General features: G+C 61.5%; 23 protein-coding genes. 8 read left to right on the top strand and 15 right to left on the bottom strand.

Annotated elements, in window-relative coordinates:
- Position 1: 1 nt before the first annotated feature.
- The 5 genes from RGV33_RS15920 to RGV33_RS15900 form a co-directional block, all read right to left on the bottom strand.
- Entirely contained in the window at positions 2 to 706 is a 705-nt protein-coding gene (locus RGV33_RS15920; RefSeq protein ID WP_322145099.1) for an ABC transporter permease subunit, read from the bottom strand.
- A 183-nt stretch (positions 707 to 889) separates the two neighbouring features.
- Positions 890 to 1,726 carry a transporter substrate-binding domain-containing protein gene (locus RGV33_RS15915; RefSeq protein WP_322145098.1) on the bottom strand — a complete coding sequence of 279 codons (837 nt, stop codon included), beginning with the start codon at positions 1,724 to 1,726 and terminating at the stop codon, positions 890 to 892.
- A 25-nt stretch (positions 1,727 to 1,751) separates the two neighbouring features.
- The gene (locus RGV33_RS15910; RefSeq protein WP_322145097.1) at positions 1,752 to 3,746 is read right to left on the bottom strand and encodes an aminotransferase class I/II-fold pyridoxal phosphate-dependent enzyme; all 1,995 of its coding nucleotides are present in this window, start codon (positions 3,744 to 3,746) and stop codon (positions 1,752 to 1,754) included.
- A 103-nt stretch (positions 3,747 to 3,849) separates the two neighbouring features.
- Positions 3,850 to 4,641, bottom strand: coding sequence for a CDP-diacylglycerol diphosphatase (locus RGV33_RS15905; RefSeq protein ID WP_322145096.1), 792 nt, complete (start codon positions 4,639 to 4,641; stop codon positions 3,850 to 3,852).
- A gap of 70 nt (positions 4,642 to 4,711) precedes the next feature.
- Positions 4,712 to 5,695, bottom strand: a complete 984-nt coding sequence (locus RGV33_RS15900) for an aldo/keto reductase (RefSeq protein WP_322145095.1) — start codon at positions 5,693 to 5,695, stop codon at positions 4,712 to 4,714.
- A gap of 110 nt (positions 5,696 to 5,805) precedes the next feature.
- Between RGV33_RS15900 and RGV33_RS15895 the strand changes: the two genes are divergently transcribed.
- The 3 genes from RGV33_RS15895 (at position 5,806) to RGV33_RS15885 (ending at position 8,765) form a co-directional block, all read left to right on the top strand.
- Positions 5,806 to 6,750 (top strand): LysR family transcriptional regulator, encoded by a 945-nt coding sequence (locus tag RGV33_RS15895; protein ID WP_322145094.1) that lies wholly within the window; start codon positions 5,806 to 5,808, stop codon positions 6,748 to 6,750.
- A gap of 104 nt (positions 6,751 to 6,854) precedes the next feature.
- Positions 6,855 to 7,190 (top strand): hypothetical protein, encoded by a 336-nt coding sequence (locus RGV33_RS15890; RefSeq protein WP_322145093.1) that lies wholly within the window; start codon positions 6,855 to 6,857, stop codon positions 7,188 to 7,190.
- 228 nt (positions 7,191 to 7,418) lie between these two features.
- Positions 7,419 to 8,765, top strand: coding sequence for a sodium:proton antiporter (locus RGV33_RS15885; RefSeq protein WP_322145092.1), 1,347 nt, complete (start codon positions 7,419 to 7,421; stop codon positions 8,763 to 8,765).
- 3 nt (positions 8,766 to 8,768) lie between these two features.
- Here RGV33_RS15885 and RGV33_RS15880 read toward each other — a convergent pair whose 3' ends face one another.
- From RGV33_RS15880 to RGV33_RS15870, 3 genes are all read right to left on the bottom strand, one after another.
- The gene (locus RGV33_RS15880; protein WP_322145091.1) at positions 8,769 to 8,909 is read right to left on the bottom strand and encodes a hypothetical protein; all 141 of its coding nucleotides are present in this window, start codon (positions 8,907 to 8,909) and stop codon (positions 8,769 to 8,771) included.
- 11 nt (positions 8,910 to 8,920) lie between these two features.
- Positions 8,921 to 9,133, bottom strand: a complete 213-nt coding sequence (locus RGV33_RS15875) for a hypothetical protein (protein WP_322145090.1) — start codon at positions 9,131 to 9,133, stop codon at positions 8,921 to 8,923.
- Between the two features lie 74 nt (positions 9,134 to 9,207).
- Complete coding sequence (locus tag RGV33_RS15870; RefSeq protein ID WP_322145089.1) at positions 9,208 to 9,753, bottom strand: hypothetical protein; 546 nt, start codon at positions 9,751 to 9,753, stop codon at positions 9,208 to 9,210.
- Between the two features lie 425 nt (positions 9,754 to 10,178).
- Here RGV33_RS15870 and RGV33_RS15865 point away from each other — a divergent pair, with 425 nt between their 5' ends.
- Entirely contained in the window at positions 10,179 to 11,588 is a 1,410-nt protein-coding gene (locus RGV33_RS15865) for a circularly permuted type 2 ATP-grasp protein (RefSeq protein WP_322145088.1), read from the top strand.
- Positions 11,589 to 11,590: 2 nt separating this feature from the next.
- Positions 11,591 to 12,541 (top strand): alpha-E domain-containing protein, encoded by a 951-nt coding sequence (locus RGV33_RS15860; protein ID WP_322145087.1) that lies wholly within the window; start codon positions 11,591 to 11,593, stop codon positions 12,539 to 12,541.
- Positions 12,542 to 12,608: 67 nt separating this feature from the next.
- Here RGV33_RS15860 and msrA read toward each other — a convergent pair whose 3' ends face one another.
- From msrA to msrB, 3 genes are all read right to left on the bottom strand, one after another.
- Positions 12,609 to 13,304, bottom strand: a complete 696-nt coding sequence (gene msrA / locus RGV33_RS15855) for a peptide-methionine (S)-S-oxide reductase MsrA (protein ID WP_322145086.1) — start codon at positions 13,302 to 13,304, stop codon at positions 12,609 to 12,611.
- A 160-nt stretch (positions 13,305 to 13,464) separates the two neighbouring features.
- Positions 13,465 to 15,222 (bottom strand): cytochrome c biogenesis protein DipZ, encoded by a 1,758-nt coding sequence (locus tag RGV33_RS15850; RefSeq protein ID WP_322145085.1) that lies wholly within the window; start codon positions 15,220 to 15,222, stop codon positions 13,465 to 13,467.
- Between the two features lie 29 nt (positions 15,223 to 15,251).
- Positions 15,252 to 15,764 carry a peptide-methionine (R)-S-oxide reductase MsrB gene (gene msrB / locus RGV33_RS15845; RefSeq protein WP_322145084.1) on the bottom strand — a complete coding sequence of 171 codons (513 nt, stop codon included), beginning with the start codon at positions 15,762 to 15,764 and terminating at the stop codon, positions 15,252 to 15,254.
- A 273-nt stretch (positions 15,765 to 16,037) separates the two neighbouring features.
- On the opposite strand from msrB, the gene RGV33_RS15840 reads away from it, so the two are divergent.
- Both RGV33_RS15840 and RGV33_RS15835 read left to right on the top strand, forming a co-directional pair.
- Positions 16,038 to 16,748 (top strand): response regulator transcription factor, encoded by a 711-nt coding sequence (locus tag RGV33_RS15840; RefSeq protein ID WP_322145083.1) that lies wholly within the window; start codon positions 16,038 to 16,040, stop codon positions 16,746 to 16,748.
- Positions 16,745 to 18,211: a HAMP domain-containing sensor histidine kinase gene (locus RGV33_RS15835; protein ID WP_322145082.1), complete on the top strand. Its 1,467-nt coding sequence runs from the start codon at positions 16,745 to 16,747 to the stop codon at positions 18,209 to 18,211. The genes RGV33_RS15840 and RGV33_RS15835 overlap by 4 nt, the downstream gene beginning before the upstream one ends.
- Here RGV33_RS15835 and RGV33_RS15830 read toward each other — a convergent pair.
- Positions 18,174 to 19,115: an alpha/beta hydrolase gene (locus RGV33_RS15830; RefSeq protein WP_322145081.1), complete on the bottom strand. Its 942-nt coding sequence runs from the start codon at positions 19,113 to 19,115 to the stop codon at positions 18,174 to 18,176. The two genes, RGV33_RS15835 and RGV33_RS15830, sit on opposite strands and share 38 nt — an antisense overlap.
- Entirely contained in the window at positions 19,072 to 20,034 is a 963-nt protein-coding gene (locus RGV33_RS15825; protein ID WP_322145080.1) for an AraC family transcriptional regulator, read from the bottom strand. Before RGV33_RS15825 ends, RGV33_RS15830 begins: the two co-directional genes overlap by 44 nt.
- Before the next feature lie 97 nt (positions 20,035 to 20,131).
- Here RGV33_RS15825 and RGV33_RS15820 point away from each other — a divergent pair, with 97 nt between their 5' ends.
- Positions 20,132 to 21,091 carry an oxidoreductase gene (locus RGV33_RS15820; protein ID WP_322145079.1) on the top strand — a complete coding sequence of 320 codons (960 nt, stop codon included), beginning with the start codon at positions 20,132 to 20,134 and terminating at the stop codon, positions 21,089 to 21,091.
- 160 nt (positions 21,092 to 21,251) lie between these two features.
- Here RGV33_RS15820 and RGV33_RS15815 read toward each other — a convergent pair whose 3' ends face one another.
- Both RGV33_RS15815 and RGV33_RS15810 read right to left on the bottom strand, forming a co-directional pair.
- Positions 21,252 to 23,540, bottom strand: coding sequence for an ATP-dependent DNA helicase (locus tag RGV33_RS15815; RefSeq protein ID WP_322145078.1), 2,289 nt, complete (start codon positions 23,538 to 23,540; stop codon positions 21,252 to 21,254).
- Complete coding sequence (locus RGV33_RS15810; RefSeq protein WP_322145077.1) at positions 23,537 to 25,186, bottom strand: VRR-NUC domain-containing protein; 1,650 nt, start codon at positions 25,184 to 25,186, stop codon at positions 23,537 to 23,539. Before RGV33_RS15810 ends, RGV33_RS15815 begins: the two co-directional genes overlap by 4 nt.
- Positions 25,187 to 25,219: the final 33 nt, after the last annotated feature.

The following is a 25,219-nucleotide window of genomic DNA, read 5'->3' as shown; positions in this document are numbered from 1 at the left end:
CTCACTCGACAACCGGCATCCAGCGACGAATACGTCGCTCCAGGCGCCCGGACAGGTAGTTGGAAGCCAGCGTCACCAGGTAATACAAGGCGGCGGCCGTGAGGTAGAACAACAGGTAATGCCGGGTGGAGCCTGCCGCCTGCTTGGCGGTGTACAGCAGTTCGTTGGTGCCCACCACGCTGATCAACGCGCTGTCCTTGATCAGGTTGATCCACAGGTTGGACATGCCGGCCAGCGCGTACGGCGCCATGATCGGCAGAGTCACGCGGCGGAACAGGCCAAGGCCGCTCAAGCCAAAGGCCCGCGCCGCTTCGATCTGGCCATGGGGAATCGCCAGGATTGCCGCACGAAAAATCTCCGAGGCGTACGCGCCCTGCACCAGCCCCAGTACCAGCACCGCCACCAGCGGGCCGCTGATGTTGAACTGCTCGAACCCCAGCCACAGCATCAGCACGTTAAGGCCCATCGAGCCTGCGTAGTACAGCAGCAAAATCAACAGCAGCTCGGGCACTGCGCGAAACACCGTGGTGTAGCCGCGCATCAGCACAACGATGGGCCGGGGTGCACTGAGCTTGGCGCAGGCCACCACCAGGCCAATCAACAGCCCCACTGCAAACGAGCCGGCAGAGATCTGCAGGGTCATCCATAACCCTTTGAGCAATGCGTTGCCCCAACCTTGTTCGCTGAAGCTGAGTAGATCGAACATCGCTGCTCCCTATTTCGATGACACGCAGTGACCCTGTGGCCAGGGAGCTTACTGTGGCCAGGGAGCTTGCTGTGGCGAGGGAGCTTGCTCCCGCTGGACTGCGCAGCAGGCCCATTTTTTGGGGGCGCTTCGCACCCCAGCGGGAGCAAGCTCCCTCACCACAACAGCGCCCTCGCTAAAGGGTTAGTTTGTGTAGGGGCTGTCGCAGACTTTGCTGACATAGGCCGGGGTATCAGCGCGCTTGCAAGGGCTGACCGACACACCAAACACGCTCTGCGAGAGGTCAGCGTAGTCCTTGCTTACCAGCAACTCGCCGATGGCCTTGTCCAGCCGGGCCTTGAGTTCGGTGTCTTCCTTGCGCAGGCCGGCGCCTACACCGCGGCCAATCACCGGGTCATAAGGCACTTCGGCGATCTCGGCCAGGCCCTGGGCTTCAGGGGTTTTCACCATCATGGCGATGGCGATGCCGTCGGCCATCATCAGGTCGGTGCGCCCGGCGATCAGGTCGGCGTTGGCCGACTCTTGCGTGTCGTAGTACTTAAGGTCCGCAATGTTCTCGTAGTACTTCTTCAGGTAGTTGGCGCTGACCGTGGAGATCTGCACGCCAATGATCTTGCCCTTCAGGCCTGCCGGCGAGACCTCGACGCTGGTGCCCTTGGGCCCGGCGATGCCAAGCAGCGAATCGTAGTAGGCGCGGCTGAAGGCAATTTGTTTTTCACGCTCGTCGGTGACCGACATCGAGGAGAAGATCACGTCGATTTTCTTCGCCAACAGAGACGGAATAATCCCGTCCCACGCCACTTCCTTGATTTGGCACTCAGCCTTCATCAAGCCGCAGAGCTTATGGATCAGGTCCACTTCAAAGCCCGTCCACTCCCCGTTACCGCCCTTCACCGTGAACGGTGGGTAGGGTTCCGCCGCCACCGCGAACACAATGGGTTTTTCCGCCGCGAGCGCCGAACCTGCCGCCAGCATCAACACTGCACTGCTCAACCACTTTGCCAATCGTTTGGATTTCATGATCTTGTTCCGTCTTTTTTTGGAGTTAGCGAGTTTGATGCGCGTTGACGAATTGCCGGCAACGTTCACTGCGTGGGTCGATAAACACTGAGTCCGGCGAGCCGGTTTCCTCGATCAAGCCTTGGTGCAGAAAAGCCACTTTGGATGACACATCCCGGGCGAACGCCATTTCATGGGTCACCAGGATCATGGTGCGGCCTTCTTCGGCCAGCGAGCGAATCACCCGCAGCACTTCGCCCACCAGTTCCGGGTCGAGGGCCGAGGTGGGTTCGTCGAACAGCATGACTTTGGGGCGCATGGCCAGGGCGCGGGCGATGGCCACGCGCTGTTGCTGGCCGCCAGAGAGGAACGCCGGGTATTCGTTGCGCTTGGCGGCCAGGCCAACCCGGTCGAGCAAGGCTTCGGCGCGTTCGATGGCTTCGGCCCGGCTTTCGCGCAGCACCTGGATCGGCGCTTCGATGAGGTTCTCCAGCACAGTACGATGGGGCCAGAGGTTGAAGTTCTGGAACACCATGCCCAGGGTCGAGCGAATCCGCACCAGTTGTTTGGCGTCGGCCACCAGCGGTGCGCCGGGGCGGCCGTAGTTGAGCTTGATGCTTTCGCCGTCGACGTGAATGCTGCCCTGGTCCGGCACTTCGAGCATGTTGATGCAACGCAGCAAAGTGCTTTTGCCCGAGCCGCTGGCGCCGATCAGCGAGATCACTTCGCCTTCGCGGGCGGTCAGCGAGATGCCCTTCAGCACTTCGATATTGCCGAAGCGTTTATGCAGGTCGAGCACCTCGATCATTTTCTTCGCCGCTACCGGCAACACGCTGATGGTTTTCGCCGCAGGCTCTATTCGTGGCTCACGGGCGAGCTTGGCGACGAAGCGGCTGATACGCTCGCAGGCCTCGGCCAGCCGCGCTTCGCCCAGGGTGAACGACAGCCGTACAAAGCCTTGGGCCGGTTCACCGAAGGCGGCCGCATCCAGCACGGAAACCCCCGCCTCGCGGAACAAGCGCCAGGCAAAGTCCAGGGAACCGAGGCCGGTGTCCCGCACGTCCACCAGCACAAACATGCCTGCTTGCGGGGGTTGTACGTGGATGCCCGGGCAACCGCTCAGGCCGGCTACCACCAGGTCACGGCGACGACGGTAGGTTTCACGCATCCCGTGAGTGACTTCATCGTGGGCCAATACTGCGGCGGTCGCGGCTTGCATCACAAAGCCCGGCAAGCCGTAGAGCATGCTCAACACCAGGGTTTCGGCGTGGGCCACCATGCTCGGTTCGGCGATGATCCAGCCGATACGCCAGCCGGTCATGGCGTGGGATTTGGACAGGCTGCCAATCACAATGCAGCGTTCGGCCATGCCCGGTAGGGCAGCCAGGCTGTGGTACTCACCGTCGAACACCAGGCTTTCGTAGACTTCGTCCACCACCACCCACAATTCATGTTCGATCGCCAGGTCGGCAATTGCTTGCAGCTCCCGGGGGTTGAGCACCACGCCGGTGGGGTTGTTGGGGTTGGAGAAGAAAATCGCCCGGGTGCGTGGCGTGATAGCGGCGGCCAGTAGCGCCGGGTCAAGGCGAAAACCCGCGTCGGCGGAACACGGCACGCGCACCAGCGTCGCGCCGCTGGCCTTGAGTGTGGCTTCGTAAGTGACGTACATCGGGTCGAGCACAATCACCTCATCACCGGCCTGCAACAGGCACAGCGAGGTGACGAACAAGGCGTTTTGCGCACCGGCCACGGTGATAACGTTTTCAGCATTCAGGGGCCGCGCCAGGGACTTGCTGTAACGCGCGGCGATCGCATCGCGCAGCGCCGGGCGGCCGGGGATTTCGGTGTAGTGGGTGTCGCCCTGGCGCAAGGCCTCTACGGCAGCGTCGGTGATGAAAGAAGGCGTGGCGAAATCCGGGTCGCCCACGCTCAGGATAATGATGTCTTCGCCTTTGCTGCTGGCCTGGAACGCGGCGTGGTGGATGTCCCAGGCGGCTACGCCCTGCCCTGCAATTCGCTCAACAAAGGGTGAAAACCGCATGCCAGTGCCTCTCGTTCAATCAGAAAAAGCGCAAGCCCGCTTGTTGCCAAGCGGGGGGTTGCAGCCAACATAATTGAAACTGAACACTCGTTCAACGGCAAATTCAGCGGATGTCGTTAACAGCTAAAACAGGTCGTTGTGGTGGTTTGCCCATCAGGTCGCACTGATGGTCTTGCAGCTCTTCGGCAGACGCCAGGTTCCACTCCTTGAGCGTCAACCGAGTGGTCAGCAATACGAAGTTGCCGTTCGCACCCGGTGCCAGCAGCAAGCTATAGCTGGCCATGGTGTCGCCCTGGGCTTGCACGTACTCGTTCAAGATGGCCAGCGGGTCACGCAGGTCGAAATCGGCAGCCGACAACGTGCGGGCGCTGTAGGTATGCCCCAGCAGCTTTACCGGCAGGGTTTGCCATTGCTCATTGAGGGTTGCGGCGCGTTGGTTGAGGGTGTTGAAAACATCAGGGCGCAGGCAGGCGATGTGGATGTGCAGTTGGTTTTGCGAGCGGCCAAACCGGGAGTTGATCGCCAGTGACACAAAGCGGTCGGCAATCGGAGCCGGCAGGCCGGTTGACAACACGTCATGGTGTTTCCAGGCCTGGGCAAAGTAATGCGGCAGCAAGTCCCGGGTCAGCGCGATGTCTTCGATGCCGCTGACTTTATCGGTAGGGATCAGCAAGTCCTGATAGGGGCCGTTAAGGTCCTTGAGCAACGCAAAGCCCTTGTTCGGGTCCACCTGCAGGCATGGGCTGGGGTTTTGATGCAGACGCTGGTCAGGCACACATTGGCGGCTGACGATCTGCCACAGCGCATCGGGGTTGCCCCGCCATTTCCAGGCGCCCGCCAACGCCGCCACACACAGCAAACCACCGACAATCGTAAATACGGTACCGCGCTTCATGCCAAAAACCTCAACGCCAAAGGAATGTCTTTTGTTGTTTTGCAACTGCAAGACATCCCTGTCGCAAAGGTTAACGTTTGGCAGGGGCCATAAATTCCGGCCCTACCGGGTCTTTTATCGTGCTGGCCAGAATACGGTCGATATGTTGCAGGTCATCGGCGGTGAGTTGCCAGCCGAATGCGTCCTCGATGCCTTTGAGTTGCTCCGGGCGTCGGGCGCCCCACAGCGCAATTGTCGGGCCCTGGTCCAGCACCCAGCGCAACGCCAGGGCCAATACTGACTTGCCGTGGCACTCACGGGCGTACACGGCCAGCGCCGCCACTGCCGCCAGGTATTGCTCAAAGCGTGGCGCCTTGAATTTAGGGTCGAGCTTGCGTACGTCGTCGCCGTTGAACCGTGTGCCAGCGTGCATGCTGCCGGTCAACAGGCCTCGGCACAGCGAGCCGTAGGCCAACACCACCAGGGAGTTTTGCTTGGCGTACGGCAGGATATCGCTGTCGATCGCCCGCTCGAACAGGTTGTAGGGCGGCTGCACGGTGTCCAGGTGGGTGTACTGACGGAAGTCATCCATTTGCGCGGGCGAATAATTGCTCACGCCCACGGCGAGGACCTTGCCTTCACGGCGCAGTTTTTCCAACTCGCCGGCGGTTTCCTCCTGGGCCACCAACGGGTCGGGCCAGTGAATCTGATAGAGGTCGATGTAATCGGTTTCGAGGCGCACCAGCGAGTCTTCGATTTCCTTGCGGATACGCTGGGCGGTAGCGTTGCGCCGCGTGGTGCCGTCGTCCCACTGCAAGCCGGCCTTGGTCGCGATCACCGCCGTATGGCGCACCCCGCGCAGCGCTCGGCCGATCAACTCCTCGGACAAACCCAGGCCATAGACCGGCGCGCTGTCGATCAGGTTGATGCCGCTGGCCAGTGCATGACGGATCGTCTTGATCGACACCTCGTTATCAGCACCGCCCCACATTGAACCGCCCATGGACCAGGTACCCAGGGCAATGCGCGAGACGGGCTTGTCGATCCCCGGGATCTTGATGGTTTCGATACTCATTAAAAAGCCTCCACCAGAAACATTCAGTAAAAAAACGATTACTCTAGATCATCCGAGGTTGAATCGGGCTCAACGCCGCGTGAAACCCCAACCCTTGAAAGGTGCTTGATATGGCTGCGTTCAACCGCTCCGAGTTGGCCGACCTGAATGTATTCATGGCAATCATCCGTCGCCGCAGTTTCCGGCATGCCGCTAATGAACTGGGCGTGACCACCTCGGCCCTGAGCCACACGATGCGCAATCTGGAAACCCGCCTGGGGGTCAAGCTGCTCTACCGTACCAGCCGTGCCGTGGAGCCTACCGATGCCGGCGTGGTACTGGCAGAAAAGCTCACGGCCGGCTTTGCGATGATCCAGGACGGCCTCGACACCCTCGAACTGTACCGCGAGGCGCCGATTGGCCGGCTGCGCCTGAATGTACCCCGGGATGCCGCCGTATTGCTGATCTCCCCGGTGCTGGGCGAGTTCACCCGCACCTACCCGCAACTGCGCCTGGACGTGATGATCGAAGACCGCATGCTCGACATCGTCGCCGAAGGCTACGACGCGGGTATCCGCTATGGCGCCACGGTGCCTCAGGACATGGTGGCCGTGCCGCTGACCGGCGAGCTGCGCTGGATCATGGTCGCCTCCCCGGCCTACCTCGCGGCAGCCGGAACACCAGCCGTGCCCAAGGACTTGCTCGGCCATTCCTGCGTACGCATGTACCTGGGCGACAAGACCACCTACAAGTGGGAACTGGGCAATGGTGCCCGCCAACAGCGCCTCGATGTGCCCGGCCACTTCAGCGCGGCCGACACCCAGACGATCGTCGACGCGGCGCTGCAAGGCGTGGGCATCGCCTATTGCCTTGAGAACCGCGTGCTGTCGGAGCTGGCAGACGGTCGCCTGGTGGAGGTGCTGCCTGACTGGGCCAGCATTGGCGCGCCATTGTGCATGTACTACCCCAGCCGTCGGCAATCACAGCCAGGGTTGCGGCAGTTGATTGAGATGATCCGTTCAAAGGTCGTTGCTTCACCCTGGAGCGTGGGTGAGGTAAAACGCGGTATCAATTGAAGGGTTGCTGGATGGAGTGCTTACGGCGGTAACGGGAACGAAGGGGTATGCCCAGTCGAGCGAAATGTTCCCTGGGGTATTCGTTAAATTACCGGAGAACCCCCATGGCCATCACTTCAACCCTCCCCGCAGCGCCCTTCATACCGTTGAATGTACCTGCCGAGCCCAGCCGGTTGCGTCGCCCGCGGGGCCTCGCACTGGGCGGTGTCCCGGTAGAACCGCGCAGGTTTGCAACCGCCAACCCGCGTGCCGACGGCGACAGTGAGCTGGCCGGACAGGTGGGCAAGGCGTTGCTTCAGGTACGTGGCGAATATGCCTATGACGACGCGATCATGATCGAGCACATTCCGCCGAACTCGACGTTCGGGCAGTGGTGGTCGCAACTGGGGCGCGCCATGGAGTCCCCGCAAGTACGATGGTCAAAGCCACCGGAACCATAGATCAATCTGCCGGGGCATTGGTGCACAACCTCGATAACCAGGGTTTGCAGAGTTGGCTCGACACGGGATACGACTTCGCTTTCACCCCCAACAGCACCCTCAACGCCAACATAAAACGCCTTGCGGCCTGATAGACCGTGCATTGCCCGGGCACGCATGCGCGTTTTTTGAACCTCTGTGTCCCGGCAAACCTCCAACGTTCACACAGACCAGGCCCGGGACTAATCAATGACGTTCATTCTATGGATGGCCGTACTGGGCGCGGTGCTGCTCACCCTCGCCCTCACCTCCTCCTACCTGCGCTGGATGCCGGTCACCACGTCGGCCGTTTGCCTGCTGCTGGGTATCGGCATTGGCCCGTTGGGCATGGACCTGCTGCACCTGGACATCAAGGGTTCAGCCCGCTGGATGGAACACCTGACGGAAGTCGCGGTGCTGTTTTCGCTGTTTGTCAGTGGGTTGAAGCTGCGCCTGCCACTCAAGCATCGCACCTGGCGCATCGCGTTTGGCATGGCGGGCCCGGTGATGCTGCTGACGATCGTGGGCACCTGCGCAGTGCTGCATTGGGTGTTCGACCTGTCGTGGGGCGTTTCGCTGTTGGTGGGGGCGATTCTTGCACCCACCGACCCGGTGCTGGCGGGTTTGGTACAGGTCAACAATGCGCAAGACTATGATCGGTTGCGCTTCGGCTTGTCCGGCGAGGCGGGTTTAAACGACGGTACGGCGTTCCCGTTCGTGATCTTCGCGTTGATCTTCATGCAGCACGGCGGTTTCGACGGTGACTGGCTGGGCGGCTGGGTCCTGAAAAACCTGCTGTGGGCGGTCCCGGTCGGGCTGTTGACGGGGTACTGGATGGGCCGGGGTATCGGCCGCGTCACCCTCAAGATGCGTATCACCAATGCTGACAGCACCCTCTCACCCAATGATTACCTGACCCTGGCCTTGATCGCCTTGGCCTATGTAGTGGCCGAAGCCATTGGCGGTTATGGCTTCCTGTCGGTATTTGCCGCCGGCCTAGGGCTGCGCCAGGCAGAGTTCAAATCTACCGGCAACTCCAAAACCCCCGCCGAGCATTTGGCCCAGCCGGTAGTCGGCCATATGGAAGTAGAGCCGGCAAAGGCGCTGCATGGCAATGTGGGGCAGTTGCAAGACACGCAGATCGCCGCCGGGGTGATGATGGGCGACATGCTCGCCTTCGGCGGCCTGGTGGAGCGCTCGATGGAGGTATTTTTGGTCACCCTGTTGGGCGTGGTGCTGGTCAGCCACTGGGACTGGCGGGCGCTGGCGGTAGGCGCATTGCTGTTCTGCGTGATTCGCCCATTAAGCGTGCTGTCCATGCCCTGGGGCACGCTGCTGGATCGCAATCAACGCGGGCTGATGGGGTGGTTCGGGATTCGCGGGATCGGCAGCATCTACTACCTGTTCTATGCCATCAACCATGGGTTGGTGGGCACCAGCAGCGTGGTGGCGGTGAACCTCACGCTGTCGGTGATTGCCCTGAGCATCGTCGTTCATGGCCTCAGTACCCAACCGATGCTGGCGTGGTATGAACGGCGTGCCCAGGCACAACAATGACGCTTATTCCTGGTTCTCGGTGTTGCCGACGTCAGCGGCATCATCCAGGTCGTTAAGCGGCACTTCGGCATCATCCATCAAGGAGCCCGGGTCTTCGTTGCCCGGGTCATTGAGTTCATCGTCTACTTCTATGTCAACTGACATGACCGTCTCCTCTAACCGCCTTGGGTATCGATATCGGCATCGGTTTCAGGCTTGGGCTCGCGCTCGGGCTTGAAGTCTGGACTGTAGTCGTTTTCGCTGGCTTTTGGGTCGGCGGCAGGTTTGGGATCCTTGGGTGCCGCAGCACCTGTGCCCGGTGCCGGTTCGCCGCGGTCAATGGCGGGGTCGTTACGGTTGCTGGTTTGCGGGTCGTTGTCTGTGCTCATGGCTCACCTCTGTTGGAAAAACGCAGACTGCGTAAAGAGTAAGGTCGTGTGCGGGTCGGTGAAGTTCCAATTGCTTATGAGCCAGGATTGTCCACCTGGATATAAAACGCGTAGGCACCCAGCAGCACCCAGAACACCATGAACAACCAGGGCGCGCGCATCGAGAACAACAAGGATTTGCGATAACCCTTGTGGGACGACTCCGTTTCGCTGAACAGCGGCGATTCGTCGTAGGCCATGCCCATCACCGGTTCACTGCGCAGCAGTTCGCTTTGCTTGTAGTGCCAGTGATCGATGATTTCGTAGGCCGCCCGAATGCCCGGCCAGGCATTCAGGGAACTGAGGATGCCAAGCATCGCCAGGAATACCGGCACCACCAGGGTGAACAGCTTGCCCCACTCAGGGTTGAGGTTGCCCATGCCGGAAACGAAGGCAATCACCAGGAACGACTGCGCCGTAAGGTAGGCGTCGGTGCGGTTCGCCAGGATGCTGGTTTCGTATTGGATCTCGCGCCGGTAGAAGTCGAGCCGGTCCTTGGGGGAGCCGAAAATCTTCGCGGAGTGCTCGCTGTGGTCAGTCAGGCTCGATTCCGGGGTGTCGGGTGAGATGATTCTGGGCACGTCCGTGCTCCGTGCTGGCATATGAAGCTCTTTAGAAGAACTGGCCTGATGCAAAGTTCAAGTAATCAGCGCACCGTTTTGGAGCGGCCGGTTCTATATATGGCGAGGCCGCTTGCCCCCGCCGGACCGGGCTGGCGCTGCACACGTGGCGCTCTTATTCTTTTTTGGGGCCGCTGCGCAGCCCGGCGGGAGCAAGCTCCCTCGCCACAAGGTGTGGTGGCACAGGCATTGCTTTAATCCTTCAATCACCCACCTGCCCCGCCTGAATACAGGAGCAATCGTTACCTCCCGACCCAGAGCCCAGCCCAAAAGAAAGTAAGGACCAGACCCGCTGGCACCATCAGCCACGGGCCCATAAAAAAATGCGTTTTATAAAGCGGCAGTGCCCCCCAAAGCATATTCCCGGGCACTGACAAGGTATTGGAATGGCTCGATCTTTCTTTGATGAAATGAATGACGCACAAGGCGTTTGTCGTGCGCACTATCAGGAATTCTCCCGCTGGCTGGCCAATACGCCGCCAGAGCTGCTGGCCCAGCGCCGACGTGAAGCCGACCTGCTGTTTCACCGCGCCGGGATCACCTTCACCCTGTATGGCGACGAGCAAGACACCGAGCGCCTGATCCCCTTCGACATCATCCCCCGCAGCATCCCCGCCAGTGAATGGAGCATCATCGAGCGCGGCTGTATCCAGCGGGTGAATGCACTGAACATGTTCCTCGCCGACATCTACCACGACCAGCGCATCATCAAGGCCGGGATCATTCCTGCCGAGCAGGTGCTGGGCAACGAGGGTTACCAGAAGGCGATGGTCGGCCTGGACCTGCACCGCGATATCTACTCGCACATCTCCGGGGTCGACCTGGTACGCGATGGCGACGGCACCTACTACGTGCTCGAAGACAACCTGCGCACCCCCAGCGGCGTGAGCTACATGCTCGAAGACCGCAAGATGATGATGCGCCTGTTCCCGGAGGTGTTTGCCAAGCAGCGCATTGCCCCGGTGGACCACTACCCCAACCTGCTGCTCAAGACCCTCAAAAGCTCCAGCCGCCTGGACAACCCCAACGTGGTGGTGCTGACGCCTGGGCGCTTTAACAGCGCATTCTTCGAACACGCGTTCCTGGCCCGGGAAATGGGCGTGGAACTGGTGGAAGGTGCCGACCTGTTCGTGCACGACCTCAAGGTGTTCATGCGTACCACCGATGGCCCTAAAGCCGTCGATGTGATCTACCGTCGCATCGACGATGCATTCCTCGACCCGCAGGCCTTCAATCCCGACTCGATGCTCGGCGTACCCGGCCTGGTCGCGGCCTACTGCGCGGGCAATGTGGTGCTGGCAAATGCCATCGGCACCGGCGTGGCGGATGACAAATCCATCTACCCGTACGTGCCGGAGATGATCCGTTTCTACCTGGACGAAGAGCCGGTCCTGCAAAACGTGCCGACCTTCCAGTGCCGCAAACCCGACGAGCTGTCCCACGTACTCGCCCATCTCCCAGAGCTGGTGGTGAAGGAAACCCAGGGCTCCGGCGGCTACGGCATGCTGGTGGGTCCGGCTTCCAGCGCTGCCGAGATCGAGGATTTCCGCCAGCGCATCAAGGCCCGGCCCCACGCCTACATCGCCCAACCAACCTTGAGCCTGTCCACCTGCCCGACCTTTGTCGAAAATGGCATTGCGCCGCGGCATATCGACCTGCGGCCCTTCGTGCTCTCGGGCAACGAAACCCGCCTGGTGCCCGGTGGCTTGACCCGTGTGGCACTGCGTGAAGGTTCATTGATCGTCAACTCGTCGCAAGGCGGCGGAACCAAGGACACCTGGGTGGTGGAGGGCTGAGTATGCTGAGTAGAACCGCCGCAGATTTGTATTGGATGTCGCGTTACCTGGAGCGTGCCGAGAACCTGGCGCGCATGCTGGAAGTCAGTTATTCGCTGTCGTTGATGCCCCAGGCCGGGCGCAGTGACGGGCTGGACGAGCTGGCCATGTCGTTGCTCTGCAGCGGTACCCTGGAAAGTTACCTCGAGCGCCATAAGCAGTTGGACGCCGAGCGCATGTTGCACTTCTTCGCCCTCGATGAGGAAAACCCGGCGAGCATCTATAACTGTTTGCGGGCTGCTCGCGGGAATGCCCACGCGGTACGCGGGCGGATCACCGCCGACATGTGGGAGAACCTCAACGCCACCTGGCTGGAGATGCGCAGCATTGCGGCCGGTGGGTTGGCGCGCCATGGCATCAGCCACTTTTGTGACTGGGTAAAGCAGCGTTCGCACCTGTTTCGCGGGGCCACGTCCGGGACGATCATGCGTAATGACGCGTATCGGTTTATTCGGTTGGGCACGTTTGTCGAACGGGCGGATAACACGTTGCGCCTGCTGGATGCGCGGTATGAGATGTTTGGCGAGGAGTCCGAAGAGGTCAGCGACTTGTCGGCACGCGGGTATTACCAGTGGAGTGCGCTGCTGCGGGCGTTGTCGTCGTTTGAGGCGTATACCGAGCTGTATCCGAATGCGTTGAATGCGCGGTCTGTGTCAGAGCTGTTGCTGTTGCGCAGTGACGTGCCCCGCTCGCTGCATGCATGCATTGAGGAGTTGAGCCATATTTTGGCGGACTTGCCCGGGAGTTATGGGCGTACGGCGCAGCGTTTGGCGGCGGAGTTTGAGGCGCGGCTGCGGTATACCGGGATTGATGAGATTCTGGAGGATGGGCTGCATAGCCGGTTGACGGAGTTTATCGATACCGTGCGGCAGTTGGCGCGGGCGATTCATAGCTCGTACCTGGAGGTGGTCTGAACACCGCTGCAAACCCATGTGGGAGCTGGCTTGCCTGCTCCCACCTTTGAAGTGTGCAGGGGTTGGGTTATTGGTTTTTCACCAATACGGGCTCGACGCGGTATTGGTCGGGAAACAGTTTTTTCAGCTGTGCCACCTTGGGCAGGTCGTTGATCACGATGTAGGGGTACGAGGGGTTTTCGGTCAGGAAGTCCTGGTGGTAGGACTCTGCCGGGTAGAACGCTTTGCCCGTTTCGATTTTGGTCACGATCGGTTTGTCGAAGGCTTTGGCGCCGTCGAGTTGGTCGATGTAGGCCTGGGCGACTTTTTGCTGGTCGGCGTTCTGGGCAAAGATCGTCGAGCGATACTGGGTGCCACTGTCCGGGCCCTGGCGGTTGAGTTCCGTGGGGTTGTGGGCCACCGAAAAGTAGATCTGCAGCAGCTTGCCGTAGCTGACCTTGCTCGGGTCGTAGGTCACGGAGACGGACTCGGCGTGGCCGGTATCACCGCCGCTGACGCTTTCGTATTGGGCGGTGCTGGCCGCGCCGCCGTCATAGCCAGAGACGGCGTTTTTCACCCCTTGCACGTGCTGGAACACACCCTGCACACCCCAGAAGCAACCGCCGGCGAACACGGCGGTTTGCTGGGTGCTACCGTTTGCCGGCAGGTCCATGGCCGGTGGCGCAATGGCCACGGCGTCGTCGGACGGGCCGAAGGAGAAGGCCGAGCTGTGGCCGACGAAGGCAGCGAACGCCAGGGCCGGTAAGTACTTAAGCAGTTTCATCTCATTCACTCCGAAACATCAGAATAAACACGGTCAATTGTGGGAGCTGGCTTGTCGGGTCGCCGCATCGCTGCGATGGCGGTGGTGAATTCAACATCGCCATCGCAGGCAAGCCAGCTCCCACATTGATCGGGTTAACCATTCAAAATTTCGCTATGGGTTAGCCGAAGGTGAAGGCGTAGGCCGCCACTTGTGGGTCCAGAAACTCGATGGTGAAGGTCCGATCCTTGACCGCGCCAGGCTGGCGCACCAGTTGGTACAAGCGTTGTTCGGTCACCGTACCGCTGCCATCCGGGGCGACGTCGGTGCCGTGGGAATCCCCGGGCGCCTGGCCGTCGACGCTGACTTTGAAGCGCACCGGCTTGCCGTCGGCGCCAGGGCCCAGCACCAGGTGCAGGTCACGGGCGTGGAAGCGGTAGACGATTTTGCCGTTGGCCGCCGCAAGGGTGGCTTGCTGGCCGCCGACGTTCCATTGGCCTTCGAGGGTCCAGTTGTTCAGCGCGAGATTGCCGGCCGCCGGGTAGTTGGCGACCTTGTCGGTGGCCAACGTGCCGATGGAGACGAAGTTCTCGGCGCGCTGGAAGCCCAGGTAGGTTTCCGGCGACTGCACTTCGTTCATGTCCGGTGCAACCTGGATACCCTTGGCATCGGCTTCGATCAAACCGCCTGCGACTTTGGTGGCGCCCGCCTCACGCAGCAGTTGCTGGATAACCCGCTCAGACTCGGCGTAATCACCCTCGCCAAAGTGGTGGTAGCGAATCTGGCCCTTGGCATCGGCAAAGTAATGCGCCGGCCAGTACTGGTTGTTGAAGGCACGCCAGATCTTGTAGTCGTTGTCGATGGCCACCGGGTAGGTGATGCCCAGGTCCTTCATGGCCTTGGTGACGTTGTTCACGTCGCGCTCAAAGGCGAATTCCGGGGCGTGCACGCCAATCACTACCAGGCCCTGGTCGCGGTACTTCTCGGCCCAGGCCTTGACGTACGGCAAGGTGCGCAGGCAGTTGATGCAGGAGTAGGTCCAGAAATCCACCAGCACCACCTTGCCTTTCAAGGCCTCGGCGGTCAGCGGTTCAGAGTTGAGCCATTGCACGGCGCCGTCCAGCGCCGGCAACTGGCCTTCCACGGGCAGTGTGTCGCTGTGGTTGGCGGCCATCATCGCGCCACCGGCCATCATCGCCCCGCTCTTCTGTTCAGGCTTGGCGCTGAGTTTTTCCACCAGGCTTTGTTCCAGGCCGCCAGTGGAGGCCGTCGACACGCGCGCCAGAATCCCGGTGTCCAGGCCCAGGGCAATGGCTGCCACACCGGCCAGCATCAGCGCGCCAAGACCACGACGCAGCCATTCACCGGCACCGAGCGAGCGCTTCATGAAGCCAAAGACTTTACCGCCGACCAGCAGCGCCAAGGCCAGGGAGGTGGCAGCGCCGGCCGCGTAGGCCAGCAAGAGCAAGGTAGTACCGATACTGGCGCCCTGCAGCGCGGCGCCCGTCAGCACCAGCCCCAGGATTGGCCCGGCGCACGGCGCCCATAGCAGCCCGGTGGCCACGCCGATCAGGAACGAGGCGCCCGGACGCGGCCGCGAATCGGCCCCGGCGGCTTGCGACAGGCGACTGCCCGCCGCCACCAATGGCCGGGTCAGGCGCTCGGACAGGCTTGGCAGCAGCAGCGTCAGCCCGAATAGCGCAACAAACAGCAACGCGAGCCAGCGACCGTACTGATTGACTTGCACCACCCAACCGCCGCCCACCGCCGCGAGTGAGGCGACCAGAGCGAAGGTCATCGCCATCCCCAGCAGCAGCGGCAAGCCACTGCGCAAAAACGGCTGCCCGGTGCGAGCGAAGACAAAAGGCAGGACCGGCAGGATGCATGGGCTGACAATCGTCAACACGCCGCCCAGATAAGCGAGAACCAAAAGCCACATGGGGTATTCCCTTATAAGAAGACATCGAATTAAGCCGCAGTGAACGTCATGGCTGCGCCGTTCATGCAGTAGCGCAGGCCGGTGGGTGCGGGGCCGTCATCGAACACATGGCCCTGGTGACCGCCGCAGCGCTTGCAATGGATTTCGTGGCGTTCCACACCGAAGGAGGTATCGACGTGGCTGGCCACCGCGTTTTCCAGGGGTTTCCAGAAACTCGGCCAGCCGGTGTGGCTGTCGAATTTGGTGGCTGAGGAGTACAGGGGCAGCGCGCAACCGGCGCAGGCGAAGGTGCCGTTGCTGTGTTCGTCATTGAGTGCACTGCTGTAGGGGCGTTCGGTGCCCTCTTCCCGCAGGATCGCGTATTGCTCGGCGGTCAGCAGGGTGCGCCATTGCGCATCGGTGTGGCTGACTTCGAAATTTTCGGCGGCTTCGGCCTCGGCGATCAGGGTGGGACCGGCGTTGATTTTCTGCAGCAGGCCACCGGCGATTACCGCAAGCCCCAGGCCGCCGCCGGCCAGCAATATCTGTCGACGTGAATACATGACCCTCTCCTTAACTCCAACTCTTATGGCCGGCAAATAACCCTGTGGCGAGGGGGCTTGTCCCCCGTTGGAGTGTGTAGCGCTCCCGCTTTTTTGGGGCCGCTACGCAGCCCAACGGGGGGCAAGCCCCCTCACCACAGTTTTGCCATTGCGATGAGTGAAGGTTAGGCCTTGGCTGGTCGCGAAATCCTCACGCAGAGTTAAACAATTCGTGATAACTACACTGGTGCAAAAGCCGCACAATGCGCGAATCACGAAGACAGGTTTCTATCAATGGATCAGCCCAAACGTGTCCTGGTGGTCGAGGACGATGCCCATATTGCCGATTTGATCTGCCTGCATCTGCGGGACGAGCTGTTCGAGGTGGTCCACAGCGCCGACGGTAACGAAGGCCTGCGCCTGCTGGAGCAAGGTGGCTGGGATGCGCTGATCCTCGACCTGATGCTGCCTGGCGTCGATGGGCTGGAAATTTGCCGGCGCGCCCGGGCGATGACGCGCTATACGCCGATCATCATCACCAGCGCCCGCTCCAGCGAGCTGCACCGCATCCTCGGCCTGGAGCTGGGGGCCGATGACTACCTGGCCAAGCCGTTTTCCATGCCGGAACTGGTGGCGCGGGTCAAGGCGCTGCTGCGCCGGGTCGACGCCATGGCGCGTAACTTGAAGATGGACGCCGGCAGCCTCGACCTGGGCCAGTTGTTCATCAACCCGTTGACTCGCGATGCCACCCTGCAAGGCCAGCGGCTGGACCTTACGCCCCGGGAATTCGACCTGCTGTATTTCTTCGCCCGTCAGCCGGGCAAGGTGTTTTCGCGCATGGACCTGCTCAATGCCGTATGGGGTTACAGCCACGAAGGCTATGAACACACGGTCAACACCCATATCAACCGCCTGCGGGCCAAGGTCGAGGCCGACCCGGCCAACCCTGCGCGCATTCTCACGGTGTGGGGCCGTGGCTACAAATTTGCCGAGCAATCGACATGAGGCTGACCCTTACCCAACGCCTTTCCCTGGTGTTCGCCTTGTTGCTGCTGATTTGCAGCGGCACCTCGGCCTGGCTGCAAGTGCGCTCCAATCACATGCACGAACTGGAAGTGGTGCAAGGCCTGTCCCGCGACCTGGCCGCGCACATCGCCCGTGATACCCAACTGATGGATGCCGACGGCCTCAAGCCAGATGCCGTGCGCAACCTGTTCAGCCAGTTGATGCTGGTGAACCCGAGTGTCGAGGTGTACCTGCTGGATATTAACGGCCGTGTGGTCGGCAACGCGGCGCCGAGCGGCCATCTGCGCCGGGACCAGGTCAACCTGGAACCGGTGCGTCGCTTTCTCAGCGGTGCGATGCTGCCGATCCTCGGCGACGACCCGCGCAGCGTCGATGGCCTCAAGGTATTCAGCGCCGCGCCGCTGCGGGTCAACGGCCAGCAGGCCGGCTACTTGTATGTGGTGCTGTTGGGCGAGGCCCATGATGTGTTCGACGCCCGGGATGCCACCGGCATGGCGCTGAACATCGCCCTGTGGTCTATCGCCCTGCTGGCATTGCTGTGCCTGTTGGCGGGCTTCGCCGCCTTTGCCTGGATCACCCGGCCCCTGCGGCAGTTGACCGAAAAGGTCGGCCAGTTCGATATCAACGGCGCACCGAAAGTGCCACAGGCCGTGGCGCCCGGAGTCGCCAGCCAGGATGAAATCGCGGTGCTCGACCACGCTTTCGTGCAGATGGAGAACCGCTTGGGCGAACAGTGGCGGGCCATTACTCATCAAGAGCAGGAACGCCGGGAGATGGTCGCGAATATTTCCCATGACCTGCGCACGCCGCTGGCCTCACTGCATGGCTACCTGGAAACCCTGTCTCTGAAAGACGCCAGCCTTACGCCGCAGGAACGCCGGCGCTACCTGGGCATCGCCCTGGACCAGAGCCGCAAGGTCGGCGGGCTCGCCCAGTCGCTGTTGGAACTGGTTCGCCTGGAACACGGGTTTGTGCAGCCGGTCATCGAAGGTTTTTCGTTACCCGACCTGGTGCAGGACATCTTCCAGAAGTTCGAACTGACCGCCGAAGCCCGCACGATTACCCTCACCGCCAGCCTGCCGCCGGTGGTGCCCACGGTATTGGCAGATCTGGGCCTGATCGAACGGGTGCTCACCAACTTGCTGGACAACGCCTTGCGCCACACGCCACTCAATGGCGAAGTGGAAGTGACGCTGATGCCCAAGGCCGGCTTTGTCGAAGTGACTGTGAGCGACAGCGGGCCTGGGATTGCCGCTGATCTGCGCGAAGGCCTGTTCCTGCGCGCGTTCACCATTGGCGGCGCCCGTCGCGATGGCGGGCTGGGCTTGCGCATCGTGCACCGCATCCTGCAGTTGCACGGTCGGGAAATCCGCCTGATCGAGGTGCCCGGACGCGGCGCAACGTTTACGTTCGCCCTAGAAACCCGAGCAGCAGTTCGTTGACCTTGGCCGCCTGCTCGTTCTGAATCCAGTGGCCGCAGTTGGCCAGGACGGCCTGTTGCAGGTTCGGCACCGATTCGGGCATGCGCTTGAGGGTGTGGGCTTCGAAGACGCCAACCGGGTCGCGGTCGCCGATCAGGAACAGCGTCGGTTGCAGCACCTGCTTGCCGGCGAGGAACTCGGTACGCTGCCAGTTGCGCTCAAAGTTGCGATACCAGTTCAGCGGGCCGCGAAAGCCGTTACCGGCAAAGGTGTGCACATACACCTGGAGGTCCTGTTGGCTGCACCAGGCCGGTAGCTCGCCTGGCAGGGCAACACCGTCGAGCAGTGTGGCGTTGGCGGGTTTTTTCTGCAGGAACACGTCCTGGTCCTGCATGAACAGGCGCAAGGTGCGCTCGATATCCGCGTCCAGTTCCTTTTCGGCGCCCCCTGGCGCCTGGAAGTACAGGATGTAATTGAAGCGATCGGCGTACAGCTCGCGCATGATCTCGATCACCGGCCTGCGGGCGCGCCCGGCAAAAGGCACCGACATCGCCACCAGCCGGGTGACTCGCTCAGGCTCCAGCAACGCCAGGTGCCAGGCCACCACAGCGCCCCAGTCATGCCCGACCATGACGACCTGGCGATGACCGAACAGGTCCATGGCGCCCTGGATATCGGCACACAGGGTCAGCAGGTCATAGTCGGCCACTTCCGGCGGCGCGCTGGATTCTCCATAACCGCGCATTTGCGGTACAAACACCCGAAAACCCTGGGCCACCAGCGCCGGAATCTGCTCGCGCCAGGAGTGCCAGCACTCGGGAAACCCATGCAGCAACCACACCGGCGGGCCGCTCTCGGGGCCGGCGATGTGTATGTTCAGTTCAATGCCGTTGACCTTGACCTTCTGCTGCTGGATTTCGCTCATCACTGGGTTCCTTGTGTGGGGTTCGCTCGCGGTATTCCCGGGGAGAACAAGCCATCACGCGCTTGAAAGCACTGCTGAAAGCGCTGTCTGACTGATAACCCAGGGACTGGCCGATCGTGGACACGCTGTTGTCGCTGGCTTTCAGGGCCTGTACCGCCAGATGCATGCGCCAGCGGGTCAGGTATTCCTGTGGTGCCAGCCCTACCCGTTGCTTGAAGTGCAAGGCAAAGGTGGAGCGGGATTGATTCGCCACATCGGCCATTTCACTCAATGTCCAGCGCCGGGCTGGCGCGGCGTGAATTTCCCGCAACACCGGGGCCAGCCTCGGGTCGGTCAACGCACCCAGCCAACCAGTGGTGCTGGTGCCCATGGAAGATTGATAGAGCCGCAGGATTTGCACCAGCATCATTTGCGCCAAATGCTCGGTCATCAATGCCGCACCTTGCAACGGGCTGGCGTATTCGCGGGCCAGGCGATCCAGGCACCAGCGCAATACGGCGGCCTGTTCGGAGTTGGCACTCACGCGCACCACCGGCGGCAGGTTGTCCAGCAGCAACCGGGCGTCATCCCCATAGATAAAACGCCCGGCGATCAGAAACAGCTCCTCAGTGTCCCCCACTGTGGCGATGCCGCCCACCGCATCGGCGTACACCTCGCGTGCATCAATACCTTCAGGCGACAGATTGCTCGACAGCCGCCACGGACGCGCCTGGGTCAATAGAAAACAATCGCCCTCATACAAACGTATGGGTACCGCCAGCCCTTCCACTTCCAACCAGCAACTGCCCTCTACGACGGCGTTGAACTTGATCCCATCCGGCGCCGCAAAGTTAATGGCCCAGGTGCCGCCCGCCTTCAGGCCCGCGAAGGTCGAACGGTGGCTTTTTAACAGTGCCAGCACATCGGAAAGCGTATCCATAAAAGCTCCGGACGATCGCGACAGAAACACAGACGTTAGGGTATTCCGCGTCCGGACGCCAGCGAGGGAAGCTAGGCATCCCACAAGGAGATCTTTTATGACTGACGCACAAATCTCGATCGACAGCGGCTTCGACGCCAGCACTACGGCCCTGCAAGCCTTGGCAGGCTGCGACCTGCGTGGCAAGACAGTGATTGTCACCGGCGGCTATTCCGGCATTGGCCTGGAAACTGTACGCGTGCTGGCGGGTTCCGGTGCGCAGGTGATCGTTCCTGCGCGCGACCCTCAAAAGGCCGAACGTAACCTGTCGGCAATTGCCGGTGTTGAACATGCCAGCCTCGACTTACTCGACCCGGTTTCCATTGACCGTTTTGCCGAAAATTTCCTCGCAAGCGGACGGGCCTTGAACCTGCTGATCAATAGCGCCGGCATCATGGCCACGCCACTGCAACGGGATGCGCGCGGCCTCGAAGCGCAGTTTGCCACCAACCACCTGGGCCACTTCCAGCTCACCGTGCGGCTCTGGCCCGCACTGTGCCAGGCCAACGGGGCACGGGTAGTTTCGGTGTCGTCCCTCGGCCATCGCCTCAGCCCTGTGCATTTCGATGATCCGCAATTTGAGCGCCGCGCCTATGACAAGTGGCTCGCCTACGGCCAGTCAAAAACTGCCAACGCGCTGTTCGCTGTGGCGCTGGACCGACGCGGTAAAGCACAGGGTGTGCGCGCATTCTCCGTGCATCCTGGGGAAATTCTCACCGACTTGATCCGTTATCTGGATAAGGACGACCTGGCCTTCGTCGGTGCCCTCGATGATCAGGGTAATATCCGCCGCGCCAGTCACTACAAGAGCCCCGAGCAAGGCGCCGCAACCTCGGTATGGTGCGCGGTCAGCCCGCAGCTGGAGGGTGTGGGCGGACTCTACTGCGAAGATTGCGATGTGGCCGCGCCGTCGCAGGATGACACCCGGCGCAACGGAGTACGACCCTGGGCTGTCGACCCGGAGCAAGCCGAACGTTTGTGGATCTTGAGCCAGCAACTGTGCAGTGTCTCGTTGTAGATTGCAGCCCTCTACCAGACGCCTTGTGGCCTTCGCCGCCTCGCTTTGTACCTCCCTCGCCTGCGCCGATAGCCACGACCCGCTGCTCGCCCAGCGGGTGGACGCGGTGGTCGACAGCGCCATTGCCGACAAGCGCCTGGTGGGCACAGTGGTGCTGGTCTCAGCCGCCAGTTGCGGGATGCGCTGTATCCGCCGCAGTGATCGACCACCAGCGCGGCAGCAACTGGCGCACCCGTGCTTCGCCAAAGCGATCATCAATCAACATCACCACGCCACGGTCCTGCTGGCTGCGGATCACCCGGCCTGCGGCCTGCACCACCTTCTGGATGCCGGGGTACAAATAGGTGTAGTCGTAACCGGCACCGAAAATCGCGCCCATCCGCAGTTTGAGTTGCTCATTCACCGGGTTCAGTTGCGCCAGGCCCAGGGTCGCGATAAACGCACCGATCAGCCGGGTTCCCGGCAGGTCGATACCTTCGCCGAATGCGCCGCCAAGCACGGCAAAACCAATGCCCTGGCTGTGCTGGGTGAACTGGTCGAGAAACGCCTGGCGCTCGGCCTCGGCCATTCCCCGCGACTGGTGCCACAGCGGAATGTGCGGGTGGCGCTCGGCCAACAATTGCGCCACTTGCTGTAAATAATCAAAGCTGCTGAAAAACGCCAGGTAGTTGCCCGGTGCCTTTGCAAACTGGGCGGCAATCAGCTCCACGATGGGCTCCAGGGACGCGTGTCGATGAACAAACCGGGTGGAGATCCGGTCGACGATATGCACCTGCAACTGCTCGGCCTTGAACGGCGACTCCACATCGACCCAGGCTGTGTCGGGCGGCATTCCCAGCAAGTCCGCGTAGTAATGCCGCGGGCTCAAGGTCGCGGAAAACAGCACGCTGCTGCGGGCCGCTGTCAGCCGGGGCCGAATGAACTCGGCGGGCACCACGTTGCGCAGGCACAGGCTTGATGAGCTGCGCTTGCCGCTGAGTTCGCGCTTGCTGATATCGAAGATGAAGTGTTCGTTGAACAGTTCGGCGACCTTGGCAAACTGCAAGGCTTCGAAGTAGAAGGCTTGCAGCTCGCCATTGAGCGCTTCGGGGTGATCGTTGAAATATTCGCCCATGGCGCTGGTGCACAGGCTCAGGGCTTGCAAAAGTTTGTCGGGCTTCTGGGCGTAGGCCTGATACGGCGCCACTTGCTCCTTGTGCAGAGCGTTCCACTCTCGGTTCAGGCGCAGCAAGGATTTCTTCAGCGGTTCGGGTGCGATCTCGCGCAGGGCCTTGAGCGTGTACTGGTCGAGGGCCGCGCTGTACATCGAACGGCCGCGTTCCACCAGGTTATGGGCTTCGTCCACCAGTACCGCGACCCGCCATTGGTTGAGCTGCGCCAGGCCGAACAGCATGGCGCCGAAGTCAAAGTAGTAGTTGTAGTCGGCAACCACCACGTCGGCCCAACGCGCCATTTCCTGGCTCAGGTAATAGGGACACACCTCATGGGCCAGGGCCACTTCCCGCAGGTTGCGCTGGTCCAGCAGGCGCACGCGGGACGCGGCCTCGCGGGCTGCCGGCAAGCGGTCATAAAAGCCCTTGGCCAGCGGGCACGAATCACCGTGACAGGCTTTGTCCAGATGCTCGCAGGCCTTGTCTCGCGCCACCAGTTCCAGCACCCGCAGTGGCAGCTCAGGGCTGCTGTCATACAGCACCTGCGCCGCATCCAGTGCCAGCTTTCGGCCCGGGGTCTTGGCGGTAAGAAAGAACACCTTGTCCAGTTGCTGGGGCGCCAGGGCCTTGAGCATCGGGAAAATCGTGCCGACGGTCTTGCCGATACCGGTGGGTGCCTGGGCCATGAGGCAGCGGCCGGTGCTGACGGCTTTATATACCGTTTCCGCGAGGGAGCGCTGGCCCGGGCGAAACGCTGCATGCGGAAAGCCCAGGGCAGTTGCTGCAGCATTACGGGCTTGGCGCTGGTGCATTTCCTGCTCCGCCCAACCGAGGAACAGAGCGCATTGCTGATTGAAGAACTGCTGCAGATCGGCGGCCTGGAAAGACTGGTTCAAGACAGTTTCGTGCTCACCCACAATGTCGAAATACACCAGTGCCAAAACAATCTCCGACATCCCCAGTTTCTGGCACATCAGCCAGCCGTAAACCTTGACCTGGGCCCAGTGCAGTTGCCGGTGGTTGGCTGGCTGCTTGTTCAGGTCGCCGCGATAGGTTTTCACCTCTTCCAGCTGGTTGCGGTCCGGGTCGTAGCCATCCGCCCTGCCCCGCACTTTCAACTGCTGGTATTCGCCCTCCAGTGCGACTTCGTTCTGGTAGTGGGCGCTGCGCCGCGACGCCACCGTGCGATGGCCGACAATCCCTTCCTGGGCACTGGGGGACGGGGTAAAACGCTGGTCGAGGTCGCCGACCTTCGCGGTGAACTCACACAGCGCACGCACCGCAACGCTGTAGCTCAAGCCTCCTGCCCTGCCCAGCGCACATAACATACGGTGACCGGCATCTGGTGTTCGCCGCAGAACTCCAGCCAGCGCAGTTGGTTGTCTTGCAGGCGATCACCGGGACCTTTGACTTCGATCATGCGGTAGGTTTTTTCCTCGGGCCAGAACTGGATCAGGTCGGGCATGCCGGCGCGGTTGGCGCGGATATCCAGCAGCAGGCGCTCGAACCAACGCCGCAGATGCGCGGCGGGCAGGCAATCGAGGGCTTGGTCGAGCAGGTCTTCGCTCAGGACGTTCCAGAACACGAAGGGCGACTGAATGCCCCATTTGTCCACGTACCGCTGGCGGATGGTGTGTTTGTAGCGCTCGTCACCCAGTTGGTCCAGGCACTCGGCAAATAATTCGGCACGTCGCTGATGAAAGTCCTCGCTGTGCAGGTCCACCGGCCCTCGCTGGAACGGGTGGAAAAACGATCCCGGCAACGGTGCAAAAATCGCCGGCCAGCACAATAGGCCAAACAGTGAGTTGATCAGGCCGTTCTCGACGTAATGCACCGGCGCGCCGTGATCGCTCAAGTGTGCCTGCACGCAGTACTCCACCGACATCAGCGGCTCCGGGGACGGCAGTTCAAGGTCCAGGCGCACGATGTCGCGGGGTTTTACCTTGGGCATCGCCGGTTCCCCCAGTTTGCGCCGCAACCTGGGTATCACGCGTAACAGATGCTGCTGTTCGGCGGCACTTTGCGGTGCCAGTTGCGCTTCACGGGCCAGCAGCATCGCCTGGGCAAAGTCTTCCTGGCGCTCCAGTACCCGGATCAACCGCGCCCGCGCACCGGGATAGGTGCAGCTTCGGTAAATCGTCTCGGCCAGGGCCAACTCGGCGCTGCGCTCGCAATATTGGCCCACTTGAAACAACAGTTTGGCCCGACGCTTTTCCAGCCAGGGGTTGTCGGTGCGCAGGGTGGCGATGTGTTCCAGTACCCCTTCCAGGGCATCGCCTGCTTCAAAAGCCTGCTGGCACTGGTGCAGGAACAAAAACCCGAGCACATCGTCACGGCTGCGCAAACCCCGGGACTCGGCACAGAACTCGACTTTCTCGTAGGTAAAAATCCCCAGGTCAGCCAGCACAAACTCCGACCAGTCCTGGTAGAGATTGCCGAAAAACATCAGCCGCAAGCGGTCGCACAGGTCCATAACGGTCAGGCTGTAAAGCTGATCGGACAGGTCCGGGCACCAGTGTTGGAAGCGGCGCAGTTCGCCGAACTGCACCGATAACGCCGCCAGCCAGTCACTCTTTTTAGCCTTGGGCTGCTCGATCCAGGGTTTGAACGCCGCGAGGATTTCGGCTTTCTGCAACAGGCCAAACAGCTCCTCAAACGACAACAGGCATTGGTCGCTCACCCAACCCTGCTGCAGCAAAGGCACCACCGCCTCCTGCACCGCACCGATCTCGCCATAGTTGAGCTTGCCCGCCCTGAAATGCGCGCCCTTGCGCATCACCATGCGCACCAGCAAGGCCTGGGACGCCTGCGGCAAGCTGTCAAATTGCTGAATGAAATGCGCTTCGTCCGGGGCCAGTAAATCGGCATAACGCTGCCCCAGCCAGTCGAGCACTTGGCGGAAGTTATGCAGGTAATAGAGCGGGTCTTCAAGGGGATTGGACATGTCAGGCACTGGATCAAACACTGTTTATGCATA

It is taken from the genome of Pseudomonas sp. Bout1 (assembly GCF_034314165.1).
In the GTDB taxonomy this organism is placed as follows: domain Bacteria; phylum Pseudomonadota; class Gammaproteobacteria; order Pseudomonadales; family Pseudomonadaceae; genus Aquipseudomonas.
Note: the sequence above shows the minus strand (reverse complement) of the source record. Positions and strands in the feature narration are given on the sequence as shown.

Coding starts and splice junctions, on each gene's coding strand:
- RGV33_RS15920 (WP_322145099.1), bottom strand. CDS start 706: ATGTTCGATCTACTCAGCTTCAGCGAACAAGGTTGGGGCAACGCATTG.
- RGV33_RS15915 (WP_322145098.1), bottom strand. CDS start 1,726: ATGAAATCCAAACGATTGGCAAAGTGGTTGAGCAGTGCAGTGTTGATG.
- RGV33_RS15910 (WP_322145097.1), bottom strand. CDS start 3,746: ATGCGGTTTTCACCCTTTGTTGAGCGAATTGCAGGGCAGGGCGTAGCC.
- RGV33_RS15905 (WP_322145096.1), bottom strand. CDS start 4,641: ATGAAGCGCGGTACCGTATTTACGATTGTCGGTGGTTTGCTGTGTGTG.
- RGV33_RS15900 (WP_322145095.1), bottom strand. CDS start 5,695: ATGAGTATCGAAACCATCAAGATCCCGGGGATCGACAAGCCCGTCTCG.
- RGV33_RS15895 (WP_322145094.1), top strand. CDS start 5,806: ATGGCTGCGTTCAACCGCTCCGAGTTGGCCGACCTGAATGTATTCATG.
- RGV33_RS15890 (WP_322145093.1), top strand. CDS start 6,855: ATGGCCATCACTTCAACCCTCCCCGCAGCGCCCTTCATACCGTTGAAT.
- RGV33_RS15885 (WP_322145092.1), top strand. CDS start 7,419: ATGACGTTCATTCTATGGATGGCCGTACTGGGCGCGGTGCTGCTCACC.
- RGV33_RS15880 (WP_322145091.1), bottom strand. CDS start 8,909: ATGTCAGTTGACATAGAAGTAGACGATGAACTCAATGACCCGGGCAAC.
- RGV33_RS15875 (WP_322145090.1), bottom strand. CDS start 9,133: ATGAGCACAGACAACGACCCGCAAACCAGCAACCGTAACGACCCCGCC.
- RGV33_RS15865 (WP_322145088.1), top strand. CDS start 10,179: ATGGCTCGATCTTTCTTTGATGAAATGAATGACGCACAAGGCGTTTGT.
- RGV33_RS15860 (WP_322145087.1), top strand. CDS start 11,591: ATGCTGAGTAGAACCGCCGCAGATTTGTATTGGATGTCGCGTTACCTG.
- msrA (WP_322145086.1), bottom strand. CDS start 13,304: ATGAAACTGCTTAAGTACTTACCGGCCCTGGCGTTCGCTGCCTTCGTC.
- RGV33_RS15850 (WP_322145085.1), bottom strand. CDS start 15,222: ATGTGGCTTTTGGTTCTCGCTTATCTGGGCGGCGTGTTGACGATTGTC.
- msrB (WP_322145084.1), bottom strand. CDS start 15,764: ATGTATTCACGTCGACAGATATTGCTGGCCGGCGGCGGCCTGGGGCTT.
- RGV33_RS15840 (WP_322145083.1), top strand. CDS start 16,038: ATGGATCAGCCCAAACGTGTCCTGGTGGTCGAGGACGATGCCCATATT.
- RGV33_RS15835 (WP_322145082.1), top strand. CDS start 16,745: ATGAGGCTGACCCTTACCCAACGCCTTTCCCTGGTGTTCGCCTTGTTG.
- RGV33_RS15830 (WP_322145081.1), bottom strand. CDS start 19,115: ATGAGCGAAATCCAGCAGCAGAAGGTCAAGGTCAACGGCATTGAACTG.
- RGV33_RS15825 (WP_322145080.1), bottom strand. CDS start 20,034: ATGGATACGCTTTCCGATGTGCTGGCACTGTTAAAAAGCCACCGTTCG.
- RGV33_RS15820 (WP_322145079.1), top strand. CDS start 20,132: ATGACTGACGCACAAATCTCGATCGACAGCGGCTTCGACGCCAGCACT.
- RGV33_RS15810 (WP_322145077.1), bottom strand. CDS start 25,186: ATGTCCAATCCCCTTGAAGACCCGCTCTATTACCTGCATAACTTCCGC.